This is a genomic window from Ensifer sp. ENS07 (assembly GCF_014852185.1).
Taxonomy (GTDB): domain Bacteria; phylum Pseudomonadota; class Alphaproteobacteria; order Rhizobiales; family Rhizobiaceae; genus Ensifer; species Ensifer adhaerens.
The window spans coordinates 83,425-104,690 of the sequence record NZ_JACVBE010000015.1; the positions used below are offsets into that span (position 1 = coordinate 83,425).

Annotated in this window: 19 protein-coding genes; 10 read left to right on the forward strand and 9 right to left on the reverse strand. The window is 63.2% G+C overall.

The genetic code is table 11. From position 1 onward, the window contains the following. The first annotated feature begins 27 nt into the window (after positions 1–27). On the forward strand, positions 28–819 hold the full coding sequence (locus IB277_RS31290) for an APH(3') family aminoglycoside O-phosphotransferase (protein ID WP_244546729.1): 792 nt from the start codon (positions 28–30) through the stop codon (positions 817–819). Between the two features lie 66 nt (positions 820–885). Here the strand turns inward: IB277_RS31290 and IB277_RS31295 are convergent, their stop codons facing one another. Together IB277_RS31295 and IB277_RS31300 are read right to left on the reverse strand one after the other, a co-directional pair. Continuing rightward, the gene (locus IB277_RS31295) at positions 886–1,368 is read right to left on the reverse strand and encodes a VOC family protein (protein ID WP_192372582.1); all 483 of its coding nucleotides are present in this window, start codon (positions 1,366–1,368) and stop codon (positions 886–888) included. 111 nt (positions 1,369–1,479) lie between these two features. Continuing rightward, entirely contained in the window at positions 1,480–1,914 is a 435-nt protein-coding gene (locus IB277_RS31300; protein ID WP_034802411.1) for an Lrp/AsnC family transcriptional regulator, read from the reverse strand. A gap of 155 nt (positions 1,915–2,069) precedes the next feature. Between IB277_RS31300 and rocF the strand changes: the two genes are divergently transcribed. From rocF to IB277_RS31320, 4 genes are all read left to right on the forward strand, one after another. After that, complete coding sequence (gene rocF, locus IB277_RS31305) at positions 2,070–2,993, forward strand: arginase (RefSeq protein WP_060582860.1); 924 nt, start codon at positions 2,070–2,072, stop codon at positions 2,991–2,993. Positions 2,994–3,130: 137 nt separating this feature from the next. Next, a complete protein-coding gene (rocD, locus tag IB277_RS31310; protein WP_060582859.1) occupies positions 3,131–4,336 on the forward strand; it encodes an ornithine--oxo-acid transaminase in 1,206 nt (401 codons plus the stop codon). Positions 4,337–4,621: 285 nt separating this feature from the next. After that, positions 4,622–5,101, forward strand: coding sequence for a chemotaxis protein CheW (locus tag IB277_RS31315; protein WP_034803080.1), 480 nt, complete (start codon positions 4,622–4,624; stop codon positions 5,099–5,101). Between the two features lie 421 nt (positions 5,102–5,522). Continuing rightward, positions 5,523–7,307, forward strand: coding sequence for a PAS domain-containing methyl-accepting chemotaxis protein (locus IB277_RS31320; protein WP_060521371.1), 1,785 nt, complete (start codon positions 5,523–5,525; stop codon positions 7,305–7,307). Between the two features lie 146 nt (positions 7,308–7,453). Here IB277_RS31320 and IB277_RS31325 read toward each other — a convergent pair whose 3' ends face one another. The 7 genes from IB277_RS31325 to IB277_RS31355 form a co-directional block, all read right to left on the reverse strand. Next, positions 7,454–7,687 carry a formate dehydrogenase subunit delta gene (locus IB277_RS31325; RefSeq protein WP_034802422.1) on the reverse strand — a complete coding sequence of 78 codons (234 nt, stop codon included), beginning with the start codon at positions 7,685–7,687 and terminating at the stop codon, positions 7,454–7,456. Continuing rightward, a complete protein-coding gene (fdhD, locus tag IB277_RS31330) occupies positions 7,677–8,516 on the reverse strand; it encodes a formate dehydrogenase accessory sulfurtransferase FdhD (protein WP_110818910.1) in 840 nt (279 codons plus the stop codon). Before fdhD ends, IB277_RS31325 begins: the two co-directional genes overlap by 11 nt. 21 nt (positions 8,517–8,537) lie before the next feature. After that, positions 8,538–11,417, reverse strand: a complete 2,880-nt coding sequence (fdhF, locus tag IB277_RS31335; RefSeq protein ID WP_034802427.1) for a formate dehydrogenase subunit alpha — start codon at positions 11,415–11,417, stop codon at positions 8,538–8,540. Positions 11,418–11,427: 10 nt separating this feature from the next. Beyond that, entirely contained in the window at positions 11,428–12,984 is a 1,557-nt protein-coding gene (locus IB277_RS31340) for an NADH-quinone oxidoreductase subunit NuoF (RefSeq protein ID WP_060521372.1), read from the reverse strand. Beyond that, the gene (locus IB277_RS31345; protein WP_060586415.1) at positions 12,981–13,460 is read right to left on the reverse strand and encodes a formate dehydrogenase subunit gamma; all 480 of its coding nucleotides are present in this window, start codon (positions 13,458–13,460) and stop codon (positions 12,981–12,983) included. The genes IB277_RS31340 and IB277_RS31345 overlap by 4 nt, the downstream gene beginning before the upstream one ends. Positions 13,461–13,636: 176 nt before the next feature. Beyond that, positions 13,637–14,533: a LysR family transcriptional regulator gene (locus IB277_RS31350; protein WP_060521374.1), complete on the reverse strand. Its 897-nt coding sequence runs from the start codon at positions 14,531–14,533 to the stop codon at positions 13,637–13,639. A gap of 203 nt (positions 14,534–14,736) precedes the next feature. Beyond that, positions 14,737–15,504 carry an SDR family NAD(P)-dependent oxidoreductase gene (locus IB277_RS31355; RefSeq protein ID WP_090295366.1) on the reverse strand — a complete coding sequence of 256 codons (768 nt, stop codon included), beginning with the start codon at positions 15,502–15,504 and terminating at the stop codon, positions 14,737–14,739. A 172-nt stretch (positions 15,505–15,676) separates the two neighbouring features. On the opposite strand from IB277_RS31355, the gene IB277_RS31360 reads away from it, so the two are divergent. The 5 genes from IB277_RS31360 to IB277_RS31380 all read left to right on the forward strand — a co-directional run bounded on the left by IB277_RS31360 (position 15,677) and on the right by IB277_RS31380 (position 21,252). Further along, on the forward strand, positions 15,677–16,441 hold the full coding sequence (locus tag IB277_RS31360; protein ID WP_043619091.1) for a DeoR/GlpR family DNA-binding transcription regulator: 765 nt from the start codon (positions 15,677–15,679) through the stop codon (positions 16,439–16,441). Positions 16,442–16,572: 131 nt separating this feature from the next. Beyond that, positions 16,573–18,090 carry a glycerol-3-phosphate dehydrogenase gene (gene glpD / locus IB277_RS31365; protein ID WP_090295363.1) on the forward strand — a complete coding sequence of 506 codons (1,518 nt, stop codon included), beginning with the start codon at positions 16,573–16,575 and terminating at the stop codon, positions 18,088–18,090. Positions 18,091–18,220: 130 nt separating this feature from the next. Next, on the forward strand, positions 18,221–19,291 hold the full coding sequence (locus tag IB277_RS31370; protein ID WP_090295360.1) for an ABC transporter ATP-binding protein: 1,071 nt from the start codon (positions 18,221–18,223) through the stop codon (positions 19,289–19,291). A gap of 21 nt (positions 19,292–19,312) precedes the next feature. Continuing rightward, entirely contained in the window at positions 19,313–20,383 is a 1,071-nt protein-coding gene (locus IB277_RS31375; protein WP_034802449.1) for an ABC transporter ATP-binding protein, read from the forward strand. Between the two features lie 2 nt (positions 20,384–20,385). Further along, the gene (locus IB277_RS31380; RefSeq protein WP_034802451.1) at positions 20,386–21,252 is read left to right on the forward strand and encodes a carbohydrate ABC transporter permease; all 867 of its coding nucleotides are present in this window, start codon (positions 20,386–20,388) and stop codon (positions 21,250–21,252) included. Positions 21,253–21,266 lie beyond the last annotated feature (14 nt).

The window sequence follows — 21,266 nt, forward strand, 5'->3', positions numbered from 1 at the left end:
TTTCATTCCTTTTTTCAGGTGATTGCCTTGCCCTCTTCTTTTCCGCGTCCCGAACTGCCCGAACCATTCCGCCCTCTTGTCGCTGGCTATCAGTGGAACCGTGATCTGCTCGGGCAATCCGACTCGAGCATCTTTCTTCTGAAGGCGCCCGATCGACCCATGCTGGTGCTGAAGCTCGAGGAAGCCGGCCCGTTCAGCGAGTTCGTCGACGAGGCGGCGCGGCTTGATTGGCTGGCATCAAAGGACTTGCCCTGCCCGCGGGTGATCGCTCGTGCCTTCGGCGCGGAGACGAACTGGCTGCTGCTGCAAGCAGTGCAAGGGACGGACCTCGCCTCCACGACGCTCTCGCCCAAGGACCAGATCGTCATCCTCGCGGACGCGCTGAAGCAACTGCATGCGCTGGATATCGCCAACTGCCCCTTCGATCACCGGATCGAAGAGCGCATCGCCATCGCGAAGGCGCGCACCCAGGCAGGCGTGATCGATGAAAGCGACTTTGACGAGACGCGGCTCGGCCGAACGGCGGCGGATCTCTTTGCCGAACTGCAGGCGCACGTGCCCCAACCCGGTGAACTCGTCGTCACCCATGGCGACGCCTGCCTGCCGAACATCATCGAGAAGAACGGCCGGTTTTCCGGCTTCATCGATTGCAGCCGGCTGGGCGTCGCCGACCCCTACCAGGACATCGCTCTTGCCTGCCGCAGCATCGTCCACAATCTCGGCGAGGAGTGGGTTCAGCCGTTTCTGACCCGCTATGGCCTCGACAAGGACGATTCGGAGAAACGTGACTTCTACTGCCTGCTCGACGAGTTCTTCTGATCGTCAGGCAGCAGGCATAAAATCCACCCAGAGCACATGCCCGGGTAGCGAAAGGCCCGCAACGTCTCAGGCGGCGTTGCGGCCCTCGATGCTCAGATCGACGACGTCGGCATCTTCCATAGCGTTGAACAACGCCCAGATGTGGCCGAAGGGGTCGATGAAGGCGCCGACGCGATCGCCCGTCGACAAGGTTTCGGCCGCATTGCGAAGGCTTGCGCCTGCGCCGATCGCTCGGCCGATGACGCGATCGACGTCGCGCACATGCAGCTCCAGGATCACCGCCGTGGTGCCGAGCGCATGCGGCGAGCGCGGCCCGCCAAGCTTGGGTTCCGCATCGCGGCGCGGATTGGCCCCGGCAATACGGAACACCGATTCCCCGATCCTCAGATCCGCACTCGTCAGAATGCCGCTCGGCCATTCATGCCTTTGCAGCAGTTCGGCGCCGAGTGCTTCGCGATAGAAGGCGATGGCGCGATCCTCGTCGCCATGCCTGACGAACAGCTTCACACAGATCTGCCGATCGGCAAGCCTGCCGCCATTGGCAACCATGACATCCTCCATCTTGGGTGAGGCGGCCATCATAGCGAAATACGAGAACAAATCAAGAACAATTCGACTCTGAGAGGCATTTTCCTCACCGCTTCGGGCGGCCAGAAATGCTCAGAACGCGCCGGTCATCTTGCTGGTTTTCAACAGGATATTCGTCTCCGTAACGGTGATGCCGTCGATCAGGCGGATGCGCCGCAGCGTTTCGTCGAAAGAGACGAGATCGCGGTCCTGAAGCTCGGCGATGAAGTCCCAGCGGCCATTGGTGCTGTGCAGCGCCCGCACCTGCGGCAGTCCGCGCAATTGCTCGGCGACACGATCGGCCATCTTGCCGTGCACCTCGATCATGACCACGGCGCGCACCCCGGAGGTCGGGATTTCGGCACCGGTGCGGATGGTGAAGGCAGCGATCGTACCATTGGCGACCAGCCTGTCGATACGGGCCGCCACCGTCGCCCGCGACACGCCCGTCATTTCCGATAGCGTCGAAACGGGAATGCGCGCATTCTGGCGCAGAGCGCTTATCAGCGCCTGGTCGAGATCATCCATAGTCTGCCACTTTGTAAAATCGGACTTAGCAATCTGTCGAAACTAGCTCACTAATCGGCAGTTTTCCATCTTTTTGCTGACGCCCATTTTGGCCATAATCCACACATCCCGGACGGGATCACATGGGAATTATCTTGAAAAGGAATCGGGCGGACATGACGACCATCACGCTGATCGGCGCACCCATCGAGGAAGGTTCTGGACGACGCGGCGCGGCCATGGGCCCGACGGCTCTGCGCATCGCCGGCATCGATACGGTGCTGCGCGATCTCGGCCATACGGTTCACGACGAAGGCGACGTCAAGCCGCTGCCGGCGCGCGATCTCGCCAACCATCCCGGCGCCAACAACCTGCAGATCGTCGCAGCCTTCGCCCGCGCCCTGCATGATTCCGTGCACGACACCGTGCGCAAGGGCCATTTCCCGATCATTCTGGGTGGCGACCATGCGCTTTCGATGGGCAGCGTCTCCGGCATGGCGCGCTATGCCGCAGACGTCGGCCGGCCGCTGTTCGTGCTCTGGCTCGACGCCCATGCCGACTTCAACTCGCCGTCGACCTCGCCCTCCGGCAACATGCACGGCATGCCGGTCGCCTTCTTCTGCGGCCAGGCCGAATTCGCCCCGATCCTGCCGTCGGACCGTCCGCTCGTCGATCCGAAGAAGGTCTTCCAGGTCGGTATCCGCTCGGTCGACGACCGCGAGCGCGAAGAGATCACAGAACATGGCGTGCGCGTCTTCGACATGCGCGCCGTCGACGAACTCGGCATGGCTCACATCATGCGCCAGATCCTCGAAGAGGTCCGCGCCGCCAATGGCCTGCTGCATGTCAGCCTCGATGTCGATTTCATGGATCCGGAACTGGCGCCGGGCGTCGGCACCACCGTTCCGGGCGGCGCCACCTTCCGCGAGGCGCACCTGATCATGGAAGTGCTCTGGGAAAGCGGGCTCGTTTCCTCGCTCGACGTCGTCGAGCTCAACCCCTTCCTCGACGATCGCGGCAAGAGCGCGCGCATCCTGGTCGAACTGACGGCGAGCCTCTTCGGCCGCCGTGTTCTCGACCGGCCGACCCGCAGCGCCTAGATCACGGAGATCTTGGGTCGACTGGATCCAAGATCATAAGCGTGAACGGCTCTCATAAGTCTAAGCGGGATGCGGGCGGAAAACCGCGCACACTTTTCCTCTTCCCGCTCAGACAAAGAAACACCGGAGGACGATATATGAACACGACGGCTGCCCTGATCGAAACCGAATACCGGCTCGGCGCCCATAACTACAAGCCGCTCGACGTGGTGCTTTCGCGCGGCGAAGGTGTCTATGTCTGGGATATGGAAGGCAACCGCTACCTCGACTGTCTCTCGGCCTATTCTGCCGTGAACCAGGGCCATTGCCACCCGAAGATCCTGAAGGCGATGATGGAGCAGGCGCAGAAGCTGACGCTGACCTCCCGCGCCTTCCGCAACGATCAGCTGGCGCATTTCTACGAAGAGATCGCTGCGCTGACCGGCTCGCACAAGGTGCTGCCGATGAACTCCGGCGCCGAAGCCGTCGAGACCGCCGTCAAGGCCGTGCGCAAGTGGGGCTACGAGGTCAAGGGCGTGGCCGAGAACAAGGCCGAGATCATCGTCTGCTCCAACAACTTCCACGGCCGCACCATGGGTATCGTCGGTTTCTCGACCGATCCGGACGCCCGCACCGGCTTTGGCCCGTTTGCGCCGGGCTTCAAGGTCGTACCCTTCGGTGACATCGACGCCTTCCGTGCGGCGATCAACGAAAACACCGTCGCCTTCCTGGTCGAGCCGATCCAGGGCGAAGCCGGCGTCATCGTCCCGCCGGTCGGCTACTTCACGACGGTGCGCGAGCTCTGCACCAAGCACGGCATCACGCTGATCCTCGACGAGATCCAGACCGGGCTTGGCCGCACCGGCAAGCTGCTTGCCGAAGAGCATGAGGCGATCGAAGCCGACGTGACGCTGATCGGCAAGGCTCTGTCCGGCGGCTTTTATCCGGTCTCGGCGGTGCTTTCGAATTCCGAAGTGCTCGGCGTCTTGAAGCCCGGCCAGCACGGCTCGACCTTCGGCGGCAACCCGCTTGCCTGCGCCATTGCCCGCGCGGCGCTGAAGGCGCTGACCGAGGAAGGCATGATCGAGAACTCGGCAAAGATGGGCGAGCGCTTCCAGAAGGGCCTCACCGACATCCGTTCCAACATCATCAAGGACGTGCGCGGTCGCGGCCTGATGCTGGCGGTGGAACTGGTGCCGGAAGCCGGCGGCGCGCGCAAGTATTGCGAAGCGCTGAAGCAGCTCGGCATCCTTGCCAAGGACACCCACGGCGACACGATCCGCATCGCGCCGCCGCTCGTCATCACCGCCGAGCAGGTGGATTGGGCGGTCGAACAATTTGCCAAGGTTCTCGCCTCCGCTTGATCGCAAATCGCTTCCGCCCCGGGGTCCCGCCCGGGGCGAGATCTTCGTAAGCACTTGCAAAAGCAAGTCTTAACGAATCCCGGCCTATAGTCCTTTCCCAAAGCGCAAAGCGGTTCCTCCGCGCATGATGCAGCTGCGCCCTGCCGGATGTGATCGGCGGACTGGAAGGATCTCTCCTTTACGGATCATTGACCGCGCCTGATGCGCCGTCAGCCATGCGGAGAGATCTGGAGTTTGGCGGTGTCGCGCCCAGAGGCGTCGACCGGAAAGCTGGAAGGACCTTCGATGACAAGCACACTCAGGACGGCCGGGTTCGACGGCGAGACGCTGGAAATCATTGCGTTCCGCCTCCACGATCAGGAATTCTGCGTCAAGACGACGACGATCCGTGAAATCCGCGGCTGGGCGCCCTCGACGCCTATCCCGCATTCGCCGCCGGAAGTGATCGGCGTCATGAACCTGCGCGGCACGGTGATCCCGATCATCGACCTCGCCCACAAGCTCGGCATGAAATCGACCACCGCCAACGAGCGCAGCGCCATCGTCGTCGCCGAAGTGCACAACATGGTCATCGGCCTCGTCGTCGACCGCGTGTCGGATATCCTCACGGTCCAGGGCAGCCAGGTGCAGCCGGTGCCGGAAGTGACGGCCTCCTTCGACAAGAGCTTCGCCGAAGGCATCATCGCCAACGAAACCGGCATGATCTGCTTCCTGAACCTTGCCCGCATGTTCAAGGAACGCGAGGTCGAGGAACTGGCCGCCTAAAGCAACAGCTCAGCGATATTCAAGGCCGTCCGACGTCTCGTCGGGCGGCTTTTTTGTTGGTTATTTGCTCAGCCGGAGGGCAATACTTTAGAAAAACAGGGGAAACTAATTCAACTAAAATTGGGATCTACGAGTTCTTACAACTGAAATTTGATAGTTGCTATTTTAACACCTGCTTAATAATCCTATCACTAACCTAGATTGCATAAACACGGCGCCTGGGCATGAAGCCCGCCAGTTCGAACTCCCCTCACGAAGCACTAAATCGCTGACCCGGTGGGCCAGCGCGGGACGACCAGACATGTTTCGGCAGGCCGGCATTTGTCTTAGTCCGGGAGTTTGCGCCGCTTCGGCTCCGCAAACCCTGTCAAAGAAGGCACGAAGCCCCCGGCTTGAGCCAACAAACGAGAAGAGGGTTACAATGTTCGCTCTCGGAAAAATTGCAGACGCGAACCAGATCATCGCCGCGCTATCGAAGTCGCAGGCTATCATCCAGTTCGACCTGACCGGCAAGATCCTGACCGCCAATGAGAATTTCTGCCAGGCACTCGGTTACAACCTCAGCGAAATCGTCGGGCAGCACCACCGCATGTTCTGCCCCGCCGACTACGCCCAGACGCAGGAATACCGCGACTTCTGGGCCCGGCTCGGCCGCGGCGAATTCGACGCCAATGCCTACAAGCGTGTCGCCAAGGGCGGCCGCGAAATCTGGATCCAGGCGACCTACAACCCGGTGCTTCGGGGCGGCAAACCCTACAAGGTGGTCAAGTTCGCAAGCGACATCACTGCCGCCAAGGCAAGGGCCACGGAAGATGCCGGCAAGCTCGACGCGATCTCCCGCTCCCAGGCCGTGATCGAGTTCACGCCATCGGGCGAGATCCTGACCGCCAACGAAAACTTCTGCGCCGCGCTCGGCTACAGCCTCCAGGAAATCCAGGGCAAGCACCACAGCATGTTCTGCGAGCCCAACTATGCTCGCACCGCCGAATATGCCGACTTCTGGAAGCGGCTCGCCGCCGGCGAGTTCTTTTCCAACGAGTTCGTGCGCTACGGCAAGGGCGGCAAGGAGATCTGGATCCAGGCGGCCTATAACCCGATCCGCGACTTCAGCGGCAAGGTCTACAAGGTCGTCAAGTTCGCGACCGATGTCAGCGAGCGCATGAGCGCCATCAACAGCCTCGGCGCGGGCCTGCGGGCGCTCGCCGAAGGCGATCTGACGCGCAACCTCGACACGCCCTTCGTACCAAGCATGGAAGCGGTGCGGATCGACTTCAACGATGCCACCGCAAAGCTGCGCGGGGCGATGCGAACCGTCGGCGACAATGCCAGCGCGATCGCCTCCGGCGCCCGCGAGATCCGGGCCGCCGCCGACGACCTGTCGAAGCGCACCGAGCAACAGGCCGCTTCCGTGGAAGAGACCGCCGCAGCGCTCGACGAGATCACCACGACCGTCTCCGACTCCAGCCGCCGCGCCGAGGAGGCCGGAGGCCTGGTCGCCAAGACCAAGGCCGGTGCCGAACGCTCCGGCAATGTGGTCAAGAGCGCGATCGGCGCCATGGACCAGATCGAACAGTCGTCACGCGAAATCTCCAACATCATCGGCGTGATCGACGACATCGCCTTCCAGACGAACCTTTTGGCGCTGAACGCCGGCGTCGAGGCGGCGCGCGCCGGTGAAGCCGGCAAGGGCTTCGCCGTCGTCGCCCAGGAAGTGCGTGAACTGGCCCAACGCTCCGCCAGTGCCGCCAAGGACATCAAGTCGCTGATCGGCACCTCGACCGAACACGTCAAGAACGGCGTGTCGCTGGTCGGCCAGACCGGGGCGGCGCTTGAGGAAATCCTCGTCCAGGTCCAGGAGATCAACGCCAACGTCTCGGCGATCGTGGAAGCGGCACGGGAACAGTCGACCGGCCTCAAGGAGATCAACCAGGCGGTCAACTCGATGGACCAGGCGACCCAGCAGAACGCCGCGATGGTCGAGGAAAGCACGGCCGCAAGCCACGCCATGGCCCGCGAGGCCGAAGCCCTGCACGAACTGCTCCGGCAGTTCCGCTACGGCGAGCAGGCCCAGGTCGTCGACGCGAACCGCCACCTCGAAGATCGCGCGCAGCCATCACGCCTACAGGCCACCGCCCGCGCCATGCGCGGCGGACAACGAACAAGCCTGGCCGCGGCACCGGCCGCGGATGGCTGGCAGAATTTCTGAGCGCACATCCCTGCACCCCGCGCTCGGGAATGGGGAAGGCGGCGACCGGTAGCCGCCTTCCCTTAAATCTTTTCAGGAGAGTGCCCGCTTAGGAAAACGCGCTCTCGATGAGCGCGCAGAAAGCGCTGGCAGGTAAGGAAAGCAGGCTAGGCCGCTTCCGGACGTTTGATCTTTGCGGCCGCCTCCAGCACCAGCGGCGTCAGCCCCTCGCCGCCATTGTCGATATGCTCGAACAATTTGCGCCGCATGCGCGGCTCCCAGTACTTGTTGATATGGGTGGCAACGCCCTGCGCCGCCTCGCTCTCAGGCTGGCTCTTGAAGAAGGTGGCGATCTGGTTCGCCATATAGATCAGCTTGGCGTTGGTATTGTCATGCGACATCGACGGCAGCTCCGGACTTGATGCGTTCGGCATGGGTGAAAATCTCGAATTCGTCGCCGCGTACGAGCGCAATCAGCGTCATGCCCGCAGCTTCCGCCGTGCGGATGGCAAGCGCCGTCGGCGCCGAAATGGCGATGATCACAGGGCTGCCGACGACTGCCGTTTTCTGCACCATCTCGACGGACACCCGGCTGGTGACGACCACCGCGCCCTCGCTGCCCTTGAAGCCGGCGCGTGCGGCGGCACCGACCAGCTTGTCGAGCGCATTGTGGCGGCCGACATCCTCACGCACCGCGATCAGCCCTCGGCCCGGCACATAGAAGGCGGCACCGTGCACGGCGCGCGTTTCGAAATGCAGCGGCTGCTGGCCATTGAGCAGCGCTACGGCCGAAACCACGTCCTCCTGCGACAACGTCAGTCTCGAACGGGAAACGTCCGGCGTCGGCCGTACCGCCTGCTCGATCGATTCGATGCCGCAAAGACCGCAACCGACCGGCCCCGCCATGTGCCGTCGGCGTTGACGCAGCATGTCGTTCTCTTCGTCCTGAAGCACGATCTGCAAGTCGATGCCGAGATTGCCGGCGACCGTCTCGGAGACGAACTCGACCGTTTCGATCTGGCCGGGATCGGTAATGATGCCTTCGGTCAGGCTGAAGCCGACGGCGAAATCCTCGAGATCGCCGGGCGTCGCCATCATCACCGCATGGGTCGAACCACCATAGCTGAAAGCGACCGGCGTCTCCTCCGGCACGGCGCGCGCACCGTCCCGAAGCGCGCCGTTGCGGCGGGCGGCCTCGGGAACGGTCTTGGATGTCCTAAACGTCGCCATGATCGGTCGCAGCGAAAGGCATTATTCCGCCGCCTCCAGCTTACCGGAAATCCGGCGCGACTGGCGGGCCTGCTCGTCATAGTCGACCTGCCAGTCCGACGGGCCGTTCGACGGCATCACCTGCACCGCCGTCACCTTGTATTCCGGGCAGTTGGTGGCCCAGTCGGAGAAGTCGGTGGTGATGACGTTTGCCTGCGTCGTCGGGTGGTGGAAGGTGGTGTAGACGACGCCGGGCGCGACGCGATCGGTGATCAGCGAACGCAGGGTCGTCTCGCCGGCGCGGCTTGCGAGCCGGATCCAGTCGCCATCACGGATGCCGCGCTGCTCGGCGTCGTGCGGGTGGATCTCCAGCCGGTCTTCCGCATGCCAGACGACGTTGTCGGTGCGTCGCGTCTGGGCGCCGACATTGTACTGGCTAAGGATGCGGCCGGTCGTCAAAAGCAGCGGGAAGCGCGGGCCCGTGCGTTCATCCGTCGCCACATATTCGGTGCGGATGAACTTGCCTTTGCCACGCACGAAACCGTCGATATGCATGATCGGCGAACCCTCGGGATGCGCCTCGTTGCAGGGCCACTGCACCGAGCCCATCTTTTCGAGATAATCGTAGGAAACCAGCGCGAAGCTCGGCGTCGTCGCGGCGATCTCGTCCATGATCTCGGACGGATGGCGGTAGTTCCAGTTGAGGCCCATGGCCTGGGCGAGCTTCTGCGTGACCTCCCAGTCGGCATAACCGTTCTTCGGCGTCATCACCTTGCGCACGCGGTTAATGCGGCGCTCGGCATTGGTGAAGGTGCCGTCTTTTTCGAGGAAGGTCGAACCGGGCAGGAAGACGTGCGCGTAGTTGGCCGTTTCGTTCAGGAACAGGTCGTGCACGACGACGCATTCCATCGCGGCGAGGCCGGCTGCCACATGCTTGGTGTCCGGGTCGGACTGCAGGATGTCCTCGCCCTGGATGTAGAGCGCCTTGAAGGTGCCGTCGACCGCGGCATCGAGCATGTTGGGGATGCGCAGACCCGGCTCGTTGGAGATCTCGACGCCCCAGAGCTTCTCGAAGGTCTCGCGGGTGGCATCGTCGGAGATGTGACGGTAGCCCGGCAGCTCGTGCGGGAACGAACCCATGTCGCAGGAACCCTGCACGTTGTTCTGGCCGCGCAGCGGGTTCACGCCGACGCCCGGCCGACCGATATTGCCGGTGACCATGGCGAGGTTGGCGATCGCCATGACCGTCGTCGATCCCTGGCTGTGCTCGGTGACGCCGAGACCGTAATAGATCGCGCCGTTGCCGCCGGTGGCATAGAGCCTGGCCGCGCCCCGCACGAGATCGGCCGGCACGCCGGTATAGGCTTCGGTCGCCTCCGGGCTATGGTAGGGCTCGGCGACGAAGGCGGCCCAATCCTCGTACTCCGACCAGTCGCAGCGCTCGCGGATGAACTGTTCGTTGGCGAGGCCTTCGGTGACGATCACATGGGCGATCGACGTCAAGATCGCGACGTTGGTGCCGGGCTGGAGCGGCAGGTGATAGGCGGCCTCCACATGCGGCGAGCGCACGATGTCGGTGCGGCGCGGATCGATGACGATCAGCTTGGCGCCTTCGCGCAGCCGCTTCTTCAGTCGCGAGCCGAAGACCGGATGGCCGTCGGTCGGGTTGGCGCCGATGATGACGGCGACGTCGGTGAACTCGACACTGTCGAAGTTCTGCGTACCGGCCGAGGTCCCGAAGGCCTGGCCGAGGCCGTAGCCGGTCGGCGAATGGCAGACGCGGGCGCAGGTATCGACATTGTTGTTGCCGAAGCCGGCGCGCACCAGCTTCTGCACCAGATAGGTCTCTTCATTGGTGCAGCGCGACGAGGTGATGCCGCCGACGGAATCGCGGCCGTACTGATACTGGATCCGCCGGAACTCGGAGGCCACATGCGCGTAAGCCTCCTCCCAGGTGACCTCGCGCCAGGGATCGGAGATCTTCTCGCGGATCATCGGGTTGAGGATGCGGTCCTTGTGGTTGGAATAGCCGTAAGCGAAGCGGCCCTTGACGCAGGAATGGCCGCGATTGGCCTGGCCATCCTTCCACGGCACCATACGCACCAGTTCCTCGCCGCGCATTTCCGCCTTGAACGAGCAGCCGACGCCGCAATAGGCGCAGGTCGTCACTTCGGAATGTTCGGGCTGGCCGATCTCGATCACCGACTTTTCGATGAGCGTCGCCGTCGGGCAGGCCTGGACGCAGGCGCCGCAGGAGACGCATTCCGACGACATGAAGTCTTCCGCCATCCCGGCCGAAACGCGGCTGTCGAAACCGCGGCCGCCGATCGTCAGCGCGAAGGTGCCCTGCACTTCCTCGCAGGCGCGCACACAGCGCGAGCAGACGATGCATTTGGCCGGATCGTAGGTGAAATAGGGATTGGACTCGTCCTTCGGCATCCACTTGGCGTTGATCTCGCCATTGTTGCGCGCCGTGACGTGGTTCTCGCCCTCATAGCCGTAGCGCACGTCGCGCAGGCCGACTGCGCCGGCCATGTCCTGCAGCTCGCAATCGCCATTGGCAGCACAGGTCAGACAGTCGAGAGGGTGGTCGGAAATGTAGAGCTCCATCACCCCGCGGCGCACGTCCTTCAGCCGCGGCGTCTGGGTGGAGACCTCGATACCGGCTGCAACCGGCGTAGTGCAGGAGGCCGGCATGCCGGCGCGTCCCTTGATCTCGACGAGACAGAGCCGGCAGGAGCCGAAGGCATCCATCATGTCGGAAGCGCAGAGCTTCGGCACTTCTATGCCGGCATCCATCGCCGCGCGCATGATCGAAGTGCCCTCGGGCACGGTGACCTCGCGTCCGTCGATCGTCAGCGTCACCAGTTTTTCGGACTTGGAGGCCGGAGTGCCGTAGTCGATTTCATGAATGAGAGACATGGTCTTTTCCTCACTCCGCCGCTTGAACGCGCGGTGCCGGCTGAAAATCATCCGGGAAATGGGTCATGGCGCTCATGACCGGATAGGGCGTGAAGCCGCCAAGGGCGCAGAGCGAACCGAACTTCATCGTGTTGCAAAGATCGGCGAGCAGTTCGCGGTTCTTCTCCGGCTCGATGCCAGCGGCGATCCTGTCGGTCACCTCGACACCGCGCGTCGAACCGATGCGGCAGGGCGTGCACTTGCCGCAGCTTTCTACCGCGCAGAATTCCATCGCAAAGCGCGCCTGGTGCAGCATGTCGACGGTGTCGTCGAAGACGACGATGCCGGCATGGCCGATCAGACCGTCACGCGCGGCAAAGGCTTCGTAGTCGAACGGCGTATCGAACAGGGCACGGGGAAAATAGGCGCCGAGCGGACCGCCGACCTGCACGGCCTTGACCGGCCGGCCACTCGCCGTGCCGCCGCCGATGTGATCGATGATCTCGCCGAGCGCCAGGCCGAAGGCGGTTTCGTAGAGACCGGCATGCTTGACGTTGCCGGCGATCTGGATCGGGATCGTGCCGCGCGACCGGCCCATGCCGAAGTCGCGGTAATAGGCGGCGCCCTTGTCCATGATGATGGGGACGGAGGCGAGCGAGATCACGTTGTTGATCACGGTCGGACAGTCGAAGAGGCCCTTGTGCGCGGGAAGCGGCGGCTTGGCCCGCACGATGCCGCGTTTGCCTTCGAGGCTATTGAGCAGCGCCGTTTCCTCGCCGCAGACATAGGCACCTGCGCCCTCGCGCACTTCCATATCGAAGGCCCGACCGGAACCGAGCACCGAGGTGCCGAGCACGCCGGCCTTGCGGGCGATCTCGATCGCCTCAGCCATCGCCGCGATCGCATGCGGGTATTCGGAGCGGGTGTAAATGAAGCCCTTGGTCGCGCCGGTCGCGATGCCGGCGATCGCCATGCCCTCGATCAGCACGAAGGGATCGCCTTCCATGATCATCCGGTCGGCAAAGGTGCCGCTATCGCCCTCGTCGGCGTTGCAGACGATGTACTTCCGATCACCCGCCGCATCGAGAACGGTCTTCCACTTGATGCCGGTCGGAAAGCCTGCGCCGCCACGGCCGCGAAGGCCGCTTTCGGTCACCTGCGCGACAATGTCCTGCGGCGCCATGGCAATGGCATTGCGCAGACCGGCGAGTCCGCCATGGGCCTGGTAATCGTCGAGCGAAAGCGGATCGATGATACCGCAGCGGGCAAAGGTCAGCCGCGTCTGCTGCTTCAGGAAGGGGATCTCCTCGGTCTTCCCGAGACAGAGTGCATGATCGCCGCCGTCGAGCAGGGCGGCATCGAGCAGCGAGGAAACGTCACGTGCCTTGACCGGGCCATAGGCAACACGGCCGTCAGCCGTTTCCACCTCGATCAGCGGCTCCAGCCAATGCATGCCGCGCGAACCGTTGCGCACAATCGTGGCGTCGAGGCCGCGTGCGCCGATCGCCTCGGCCATTGCCTTGGCTACCTTGTCGGCGCCGAGCGCCACGGCCGCGGCGTCCCGCGGAATGTAGATCTTTGCGGTCATCGACGCGCCTCCTGAACGAGCGCTTCGAGATCGGCGGCATCGACCCGGGCATGCACTTCTCCGTCCAGCATGGCGGAGGGTGCGCAGGAACAGAGCCCGAGACAGTAGACCGGCTCCAGCGTCACCGCGCCATCCGGGGTCGTCTGGTGAAAATCGATGCCGAGCAGCCGCTTCGCGCGCTCGGCCAGCTGGTCGCCGCCCATCGACTGACAGGCTTCGGCGCGACAGAGCTTCAGCACGTGGCGCCCGGCGGGGTGCTCGCGGAAATCATGGTAGAAGCTCATCACCCCATAGACTTCGGCGCGCGAGAGGTTGAGTTCGCGGGCAATCACCGGAAGACATTCCTGCGGCACATAGCCGAACTCTTCCTGCAGCTCGTGCAGGATCGGCAGCAAGGGGCCTTCCAGCCGCTTCAGCTCCTCGACGATGGCGAGCGTGGTTTCCGCGATATCGGCGCGCGGCTGATGGATGTTCAACGGGAGCCCTCCCGGCTCGTGGGCGAGGCGGCAGCACCCGAAACGGACGACCGGCCCAGCCGACATTTCACTTCTGGCGAAGGCCGTTCCTCGGCGGTCTCCGGCCATGATCAAAAAGCTTCGCGCTTATGGCCGCATGGGTCAATAAGGCTGTTCCGTCGATCGATAGAAAAAATCTATTGAGCCTGATTCCGCTCGCCGAGAATGCGTGCTTCGTGAAGCAAGGCCGACACCAGCGGCGTAAACGGCTCACGATGCGTCGCAACCAGGCCGACCGTGTGACGGGCGTCCGGATCGACGATCGGGATCATCCGGATATCTTCGTGAAAACCGAATGATTTCGCGACGTTGAATGGCATGATGCTGGCCCAGCGGCCGGTGCGCACATGCGAAAAAAGCACGATCATCGAGTTCGATTCGAGCGTCGGTTTGGCGACGGCACCGGCCTCCGAAAAATGCTGGTTGATGATGCGGCGGTTCTGCATATCGGCCGTCAATAGACAAAGCCGAACGTCGCTAACCTCTTTCCACGTCACGCTTTCCCGCTCCGAAAGCGGTGTTCCGGCGGCGGTGACGAGGTGATAGCGCTCGACCTGGAGCGGAACGCTCGTCACCCGGCCGAGCGGCTCGTTCTCCAGATAGGTGAGCCCCGCATCGATCTCGAGATTTTCGAGCAGCGCCAGGATCTGCACCGATGTCGTCGAGAGCACGGAAAAGGTGACATCAGGGTGCTTTTCCTGGAACGGCGCGGTGATCATCGGCACCATGGCAAGTGTCGTCGGCACCGCGGCCAGCCGGATATGGCCGGAAAGACCCTTGCGCGCCGCCCGCATCTCCTCACGCATGGTGCGGGTATCGCCGACGATGCGCCGCGCCCATTCGAGTACGCGCTGGCCCTCGGGCGTCAGGCCCTGAAAGCGCGACCCGCGGCTGACGAGCATGACGCCGAGCTGATCCTCAAGCTGGCGGATGGCCGCCGACAGCGTCGGTTGCGTCACCCCACACTCCTCCGCCGCGCGACCAAAATGCCTTTCGCGGGCGAGAACGAGGAACATTTCCAGCTTGTCGATCATGTCCGGCCTTCAGTTGTTGTGGCTCTGCCCCTCACCCTAACCCTCTCCCGCTTGCGGGACGTGGCGCTTCGCGAGGTCGCCCCTTCATGATGCAGGCCCCGAATGGAATGGGGACGCGAGCGGGCGCCGCAGCCTTCCTTCTCCCCGCAAGCGAGGAGAAGGTGCCGGTAGGCGGATGAGGGGCAGCCGACTTCATCTACCGCTCAAACGATCAGCTGCCCGCCATTCACCTCCAGCACCTGCCCGGTGATGTAACCCGACAGCACATGCGAGGCGAGGAAGAGATAGGCGGGCGCGCAGTCTTCCGCCGTCCCGAGCCGACCAAGCGGAATGGTCTTGCGGGTCGCCTCCAGCTTCTCCGGCGATGAGTAGCGCTCGTGGAATTCGGTGGTGATCGTCCCCGGCGAAACGCAGTTGACCCGGATGCCCTCGGGCGCGAGTTCCCGCGCCAAGGCCTTGGAATAGGTGGAAACGAACGCCTTCGTCGCCGAATAGATCGACGACCCGGCGCTGCCGCCGGTAACCGCAGAGATCGAGACGGTGTTGACGATCGCCGGATGCGTACCCTTGCGCAACAGCGGCAGCATCGCCCGCGTCATCTCGACGACCGCGGTCTGGTTGAGCTGGACGACGGTCTGATACTGCTCGTCGGACAGCTCCGCCGCCGGGAAGCGGCCGACCATCGTGCCGGCATTGTTGATGAGGATATCGATGCTCTGGAAGCGGCTGCGCACCACGTCGGCCAGCCCCTCGACACCATCCGGCGCGAGAAAGTCCGCCGTCGCCACATAGGCCCGGCCTTCCGTCGCCGCAGATTCGAGAAAATCGGGCAGGTCGCCGATCGACCGGCCGGCATGGACGAGTACATGCGCGCCACAATCCAGGAACTGCCGGGCAACCTCGAGCCCGATGCCGCGCCCGGCACCGGTGATCACGACGGTCATGCCCTTGAACAAGGCCGGATGAAACATGTCTTTCCCCTCTTCACTCCTAAGGCAGGGTCGCCTATCGCCGTAGCGAATGCAACGCGCGCCGACACCCTGGACCCGCTGCGAAAGCAATTTCGCCGCAAACGCCGATTCTGAAATTGCGCGGCTTTCGTTTTTGCATATTATGAAACAAAACGAAAATGGGGAGGATGGAATGTATTTGACCGGTCGGCAGGAGGAGATCCTGGAACTGGCAAAAAGCGAGGGCCGGGTACTGGTCGAGGAGCTGGCGCAGCGCTTTTCCGTCACGCCGCAAACCATCCGAAAGGACCTGAACGACCTCTGCGACGCCAAGATCCTGAACCGCATTCATGGCGGCGCGATCTTCCCGAGCGGCAAGGAAAACGTCAAATACGACGCCCGCCGCCAGATCGCGGCACTTGAGAAACAGGCGATCGGCAAGGCCGCCGCCGAACTCATCCCCGACAACGCGTCGCTGTTCATCAATATCGGCACCACCACCGAAGCTGTGGGCGAGGCCCTGCTCGACCACAAGGAACTGATGGTCATCACCAACAACATCAATGTCGCCAATCGCTTACGCGTTTTCCCCTCGATCGAGGTGGTGATCACCGGCGGCGTCGTGCGCGGCTCGGACGGCGGCATCGTCGGCGAGGCCGCCGTCGATTTCATCAAGCAGTTCAAGGTCGACTTCGCCGTCATCGGCGCCTCGGCGATCGACCATGACGGCGCGCTGCTGGATTTCGATTTTCGCGAAGTGAAAGTCGCCCAGGCGATCATCGCCAATGCGCGCCATGTCATTCTGGTTTCCGACTCGACCAAATTCGAAAGAACCGCGCCTGTTCGCATCGGCCATATATCGCAGGTCCAGACCTTCATCACCGACCGCTGCACGCTCGAAAACGTCAGGAAAATCTGTGTTGAACAGGACGTTCGCCTGATCGAAACCGACGCCTGAAACGGGAGATTTAGCCACCCCTAAAGATTCGGGGAGCATTCGTTTGACATTCGATATGTTTTCGTTTTAACTGATTTCACTTTCGCTGATGCATCAATTTGTGCATCGCGAAATGTGGAGGGGAAACAGCAGTGTCAGAGCAGGCAATCTACGACGTCTTCGTCATCGGCGGCGGCATCAACGGATGCGGCATCGCGCGCGACGCGGTCGGCCGTGGGTACTCGGTCGCCTTGGCCGAAATGAACGATTTCGCTTCCGGCACGTCCTCCGGCTCCACCAAGCTCATTCACGGCGGCCTGCGCTACCTCGAACATTACGAATTCCGCCTCGTGCGCGAAGCGCTGATGGAGCGCGAAGTGCTGTGGGCGATGGCGCCGCACGTCATCTGGCCGATGCGCTTCGTGCTGCCCTATCACAAGGGCGGCCTGCGCCCGGCCTGGCTCATCCGCCTCGGCCTCTTCCTTTACGACCATATCGGCGGCCGCAAGCTGCTGCCGGCAACGGCGACGCTGGACATGAACCGCGATCCCGCCGGCAAACCGCTGAAGCGCCTGTTCAACAAGGCCTTCGAATATTCCGACGGCTGGGTCAACGACGCCCGCCTCGTGGTCTTGAATGCCCGCGACGCTGCCGACCGCGGCGCCGTCATCATGGCCCGTACCCGCGTCGTCGCTGGACGTCGCGACGGTGGGCTCTGGGCCATCGAAACCGAGAACCAGGCAACCGGCGAACGCAAGACGCTCAAGGCCCGCATGCTCATCAATGCCGCCGGCCCCTGGGTCGACGCGGTTCTCTCGGGCGCGCTCGGCAAGAACGACGTGCACAATGTCCGCCTCGTTCAGGGCAGCCACATCGTCGTGAAGAAGAAGTTCGACGATCCGCGCGCCTATTTCTTCCAGAACCCGGATGGCCGCATCATGTTCGCCATCCCTTACGAAGAAGACTTCACGCTGATCGGTACCACCGACCGCGACTACACCGGTAATCCGGGCGAGGTGCGCATCAGCGACGCGGAGGTCGACTATCTCTGCCGGGCAGCAAGCGAGTATTTCCTTGAGCCGGTGGAAAAGGACGACATCGTCTGGACCTATTCGGCCGTTCGCCCGCTTTACGACGACGGCGCCAGCAAGGCGCAGGAAGCGACGCGCGACTACGTGCTGCGGGTCGAGGGTGACAAGGGTGCGGCACCGCTGCTCAACGTCTTCGGCGGCAAGCTCACGACCTATCGCCGCCTCGGCGAATCCGCGCTGGAAAAGATCGGCGAGGCGATCGGCGTCAAGGGTTCGAAATGGACCGCCGGCTCCAGGCTTCCGGGCGGCGATTTTCCCGCCCAGGGTTATGCCGACGAAGTCGCAAGACTGCGGAAGCAATATCCCTTCCTTGCGCCCCAGCATGCGCGTCGCCTCGTGCGCCTCTATGGCACGCGCGCCGCAGCACTTCTGGGTTCGGCGTCGAACGAGGCCGGTCTCGGCCACCATTTCGGCGCCGATCTCTACGAGGCCGAGGTCAAGTGGCTGATGACGCAGGAATGGGCGCGGCACGCCGAGGACGTGCTGTGGCGGCGCACGAAACTGGGATTGAAGCTGACGCCGGGCGAGGCGGCAGCGCTGGAGGAATACATGCGAGGCGCGGCCAACGCAGCCGCCTGACAACGCTCGCATTCAATGCATTTCCAACACGGGCGCGCGCGCCCGGAAATGCAGAAAACCGATGAGATAGAGCGTTTCCGCGCTGGGGTGGAAAACGCTCGGACTGCCGACAGGCTGGGTGGAGAATTCAATGCTTGAAATGAAGAAGATATCCAAGGTCGTAGGCGGGGAGACGCATATCTACCCGACCGACCTGGTGCTGGAGAGGGGGTCGCTGAACGTTCTGCTCGGCCCGACCCTTTCCGGCAAGACGTCGCTGATGCGGCTGATGGCCGGTCTCGACAAGCCCGCCTCCGGTTCGCTCCTTTTCGACGGCGCCGACGTCACCGGCCTGCCGGTGCAGAAGCGTTCGGTCGCCATGGTCTACCAGCAGTTCATCAACTATCCGGCGATGACCGTTTACGAAAATATCGCCTCACCGATGCGCATCAGCGGCGCCGACACCGCCACCATCGACCGCGAGGTGCGCAAGGCGGCCGATCTGCTGAAGCTGACGCCTTATCTCGACCGCACGCCCTTGAACCTCTCGGGTGGCCAGCAGCAGCGCACGGCACTTGCCCGCGCCATCGTCAAGAACGCCGATCTGGTGCTGCTCGACGAACCGCTCGCCAACCTCGACTACAAGCTGCGCGAGGAACTGCGCGAGGAACTGCCGAAGATCTTCGCCGCCTCCGGCGCCATCTTCGTCTATGCGACGACCGAGCCTTCAGAAGCGCTGCTGCTCGGCGGCAACACCGCAGCCCTCAGCCAGGGCCGCATCACCCAGTTCGACAAGACAATCGACGTCTATCGCCGCCCGGTCGACCTGATCACCGCCCGCACCTTCGCCGATCCGCCGCTGAACTGCATCGAGCTGGTCAAAGCGGGTTCGGCCTTCACGCTCGACGGCAAGTCTGTGCTCACCGTCCCGGCACATCTGGCTGGCATTGGCGAAGGTCCCTGCACCGTCGCCTTCCAGCCGCATCACCTGTCGTTTGACCGCCCGCAGGGCGGCGGCGATGCGCTGACGGTGAAGACGGCGATCTCCGAAATTGCCGGCTCCGAAAGCTTCATTCACGTCGGTTTTGCCAATGCGCGCTGGGTGATGCTGGCGCCGGGCATTCACGACATCGAACCCGACGCGACCCTCGAGGTCTTCGTCGATACCCGCCATCTCATGGCCTTCGGGCCGGACGGACGCGCCATCGGCGGCACGGCCTAAAGGAGGCGCTGGGAGGAAAACATGGCACGCATCAATCTCAACCATATCCGCCACGCCTATGGCGCCAAGCCGAAGTCGGAAAACGACTACGCGCTGAAGGAAGTGCACCACGAGTGGAACGACGGCGGCGCCTATGCGCTGCTCGGGCCCTCCGGCTGCGGCAAGACCACGCTGCTCAACATTATCTCTGGCCTGATCAACCCGTCCGAAGGCGAGATCCTCTTCGACGGCAAGGACGTGACGCATCTGTCGACCCAGGAACGCAACATCGCCCAGGTGTTCCAGTTCCCGGTCATCTACGACACGATGACGGTTTACGATAATCTGGCCTTCCCCTTGCGCAACCGGCATGTGCCGGAGGCCGAGGTCGACCGCCGCGTCAAGGAAACGATCGAGATGATCGGCCTTGGCGGCTGGGCGAAGAAGACGGCTCGGGGCCTCACCGCCGACCAGAAGCAGAAGATCTCGCTCGGCCGCGGCCTCGTGCGCAACGACGTCAGCGCGATCCTCTTCGACGAACCGCTGACGGTCATCGATCCGGAAATGAAGTGGGTGCTGCGCTCACAGATCAAGCGCCTGCACAAGCAGTTCGGCTTCACCATGGTCTACGTCACCCACGACCAGACCGAGGCGCTGACCTTCGCCGACAAGGTCGTCGTCATGTATGACGGCCAGATCGTGCAGATCGGCACGCCGGCGGAACTCTTCGAGCGCCCGCGCCACACCTTTGTCGGCTACTTCATCGGCTCGCCGGGCATGAACGTGCTGCCGGTCAAGCTCGACGGCGGCACCGCGACGATCGGCGGCGAGCAGTTGGGCCTCACCTTCCAGCCCAAGGTCAAGGCCGGCGCCAAGACCGAGCTCGGCATCCGCCCGGAATTCGTCTCGCTCGGTCGCGAAGGCATGCCGGTCGCGATCACCAAGGTCGAGGATATCGGCCGCCACAAGATCGTGCGCGCCCGTTTTGCCGACCAGCCGATCTCGATCATCGTCGACGAGGACGGCGAGATCCCCGCCGAGCCGCGCGTCACCTTCGACCCGAAAGCCATCAATATCTACGCCGATTCCTGGCGCGTCGGCGAGGAGGCCTGACCATGGAGAAAACCTGGAACAACAAGGCCTGGTTCATGGTGCTGCCGGTCCTCGTGCTGGTCGCCTTCTCGGCCGTCATCCCGCTGATGACCGTCGTCAACTATTCGGTCCAGGACACCTTCGGCAACAACCAGTTCTTCTGGGCCGGCACCGACTGGTACGTGCAGGTGCTGACGTCGGACCGCTTCTGGGACGCGCTCAGCCGCAACCTGATCTTCTCGGCGATCATCCTGGCAATCGAAATCCCGCTCGGCATCATCATCGCGCTCAACATGCCGAAGAAGGGTCTCGGCGTACCGGTCTGCCTGGTCCTGATGGCGCTGCCGCTCTTGATCCCGTGGAACGTCGTCGGCACCATCTGGCAGGTCTTCGGCCGCGTCGACATCGGCCTGCTCGGCCGCACGCTCGAAGCGATCGGCATCAACTACAATTACGTGCAGAACCCCGTTGCCGCCTGGGTCACGCTGATCGTCATGGACGTCTGGCACTGGACGAGCCTCGTCGTCCTGCTCTGCTATGCCGGTCTCGTCTCGATCCCCGACGCCTATTACCAGGCGGCCAAGATCGACGGCGCCTCGCGCTGGTCGGTGTTCCGCTACATCCAGCTGCCGAAGATGAAGCGCGTGCTTTTGATCGCCTTCCTGCTGCGGTTCATGGATAGTTTCATGATCTACACCGAGCCCTTCGTCGTCACCGGCGGCGGTCCCGGCAACTCGACAACCTTCCTGTCCATCGACCTCGTCAAGACGGCCATCGGCCAGTTCGACCTCGGTCCTGCGGCAGCGCTATCGATCATCTACTTCCTCATCATCCTGCTGCTCTCGTGGATCTTCTACACCGTGATGACCACGAGCGACGCGCAGGGCTGACAAAGGCGGGAGGA

Bases quoted from the DNA above. Each gene is read 5' to 3' on its own strand.
- IB277_RS31315 (WP_034803080.1), top strand. From the start codon at position 4,622: ATGACAAGCACACTCAGGACGGCCGGGTTCGACGGCGAGACGCTGGAA.
- IB277_RS31325 (WP_034802422.1), bottom strand. From the start codon at position 7,687: ATGTCGCATGACAATACCAACGCCAAGCTGATCTATATGGCGAACCAG.
- IB277_RS31370 (WP_090295360.1), top strand. From the start codon at position 18,221: ATGCTTGAAATGAAGAAGATATCCAAGGTCGTAGGCGGGGAGACGCAT.
- IB277_RS31355 (WP_090295366.1), bottom strand. From the start codon at position 15,504: ATGTTTCATCCGGCCTTGTTCAAGGGCATGACCGTCGTGATCACCGGT.
- IB277_RS31340 (WP_060521372.1), bottom strand. From the start codon at position 12,984: ATGACCGCAAAGATCTACATTCCGCGGGACGCCGCGGCCGTGGCGCTC.
- IB277_RS31380 (WP_034802451.1), top strand. From the start codon at position 20,386: ATGGAGAAAACCTGGAACAACAAGGCCTGGTTCATGGTGCTGCCGGTC.
- IB277_RS31360 (WP_043619091.1), top strand. From the start codon at position 15,677: ATGTATTTGACCGGTCGGCAGGAGGAGATCCTGGAACTGGCAAAAAGC.
- fdhF (WP_034802427.1), bottom strand. From the start codon at position 11,417: ATGTCTCTCATTCATGAAATCGACTACGGCACTCCGGCCTCCAAGTCC.
- IB277_RS31350 (WP_060521374.1), bottom strand. From the start codon at position 14,533: ATGATCGACAAGCTGGAAATGTTCCTCGTTCTCGCCCGCGAAAGGCAT.
- rocF (WP_060582860.1), top strand. From the start codon at position 2,070: ATGACGACCATCACGCTGATCGGCGCACCCATCGAGGAAGGTTCTGGA.
- rocD (WP_060582859.1), top strand. From the start codon at position 3,131: ATGAACACGACGGCTGCCCTGATCGAAACCGAATACCGGCTCGGCGCC.
- fdhD (WP_110818910.1), bottom strand. From the start codon at position 8,516: ATGGCGACGTTTAGGACATCCAAGACCGTTCCCGAGGCCGCCCGCCGC.
- IB277_RS31295 (WP_192372582.1), bottom strand. From the start codon at position 1,368: ATGGTTGCCAATGGCGGCAGGCTTGCCGATCGGCAGATCTGTGTGAAG.
- IB277_RS31320 (WP_060521371.1), top strand. From the start codon at position 5,523: ATGTTCGCTCTCGGAAAAATTGCAGACGCGAACCAGATCATCGCCGCG.
- IB277_RS31375 (WP_034802449.1), top strand. From the start codon at position 19,313: ATGGCACGCATCAATCTCAACCATATCCGCCACGCCTATGGCGCCAAG.
- IB277_RS31300 (WP_034802411.1), bottom strand. From the start codon at position 1,914: ATGGATGATCTCGACCAGGCGCTGATAAGCGCTCTGCGCCAGAATGCG.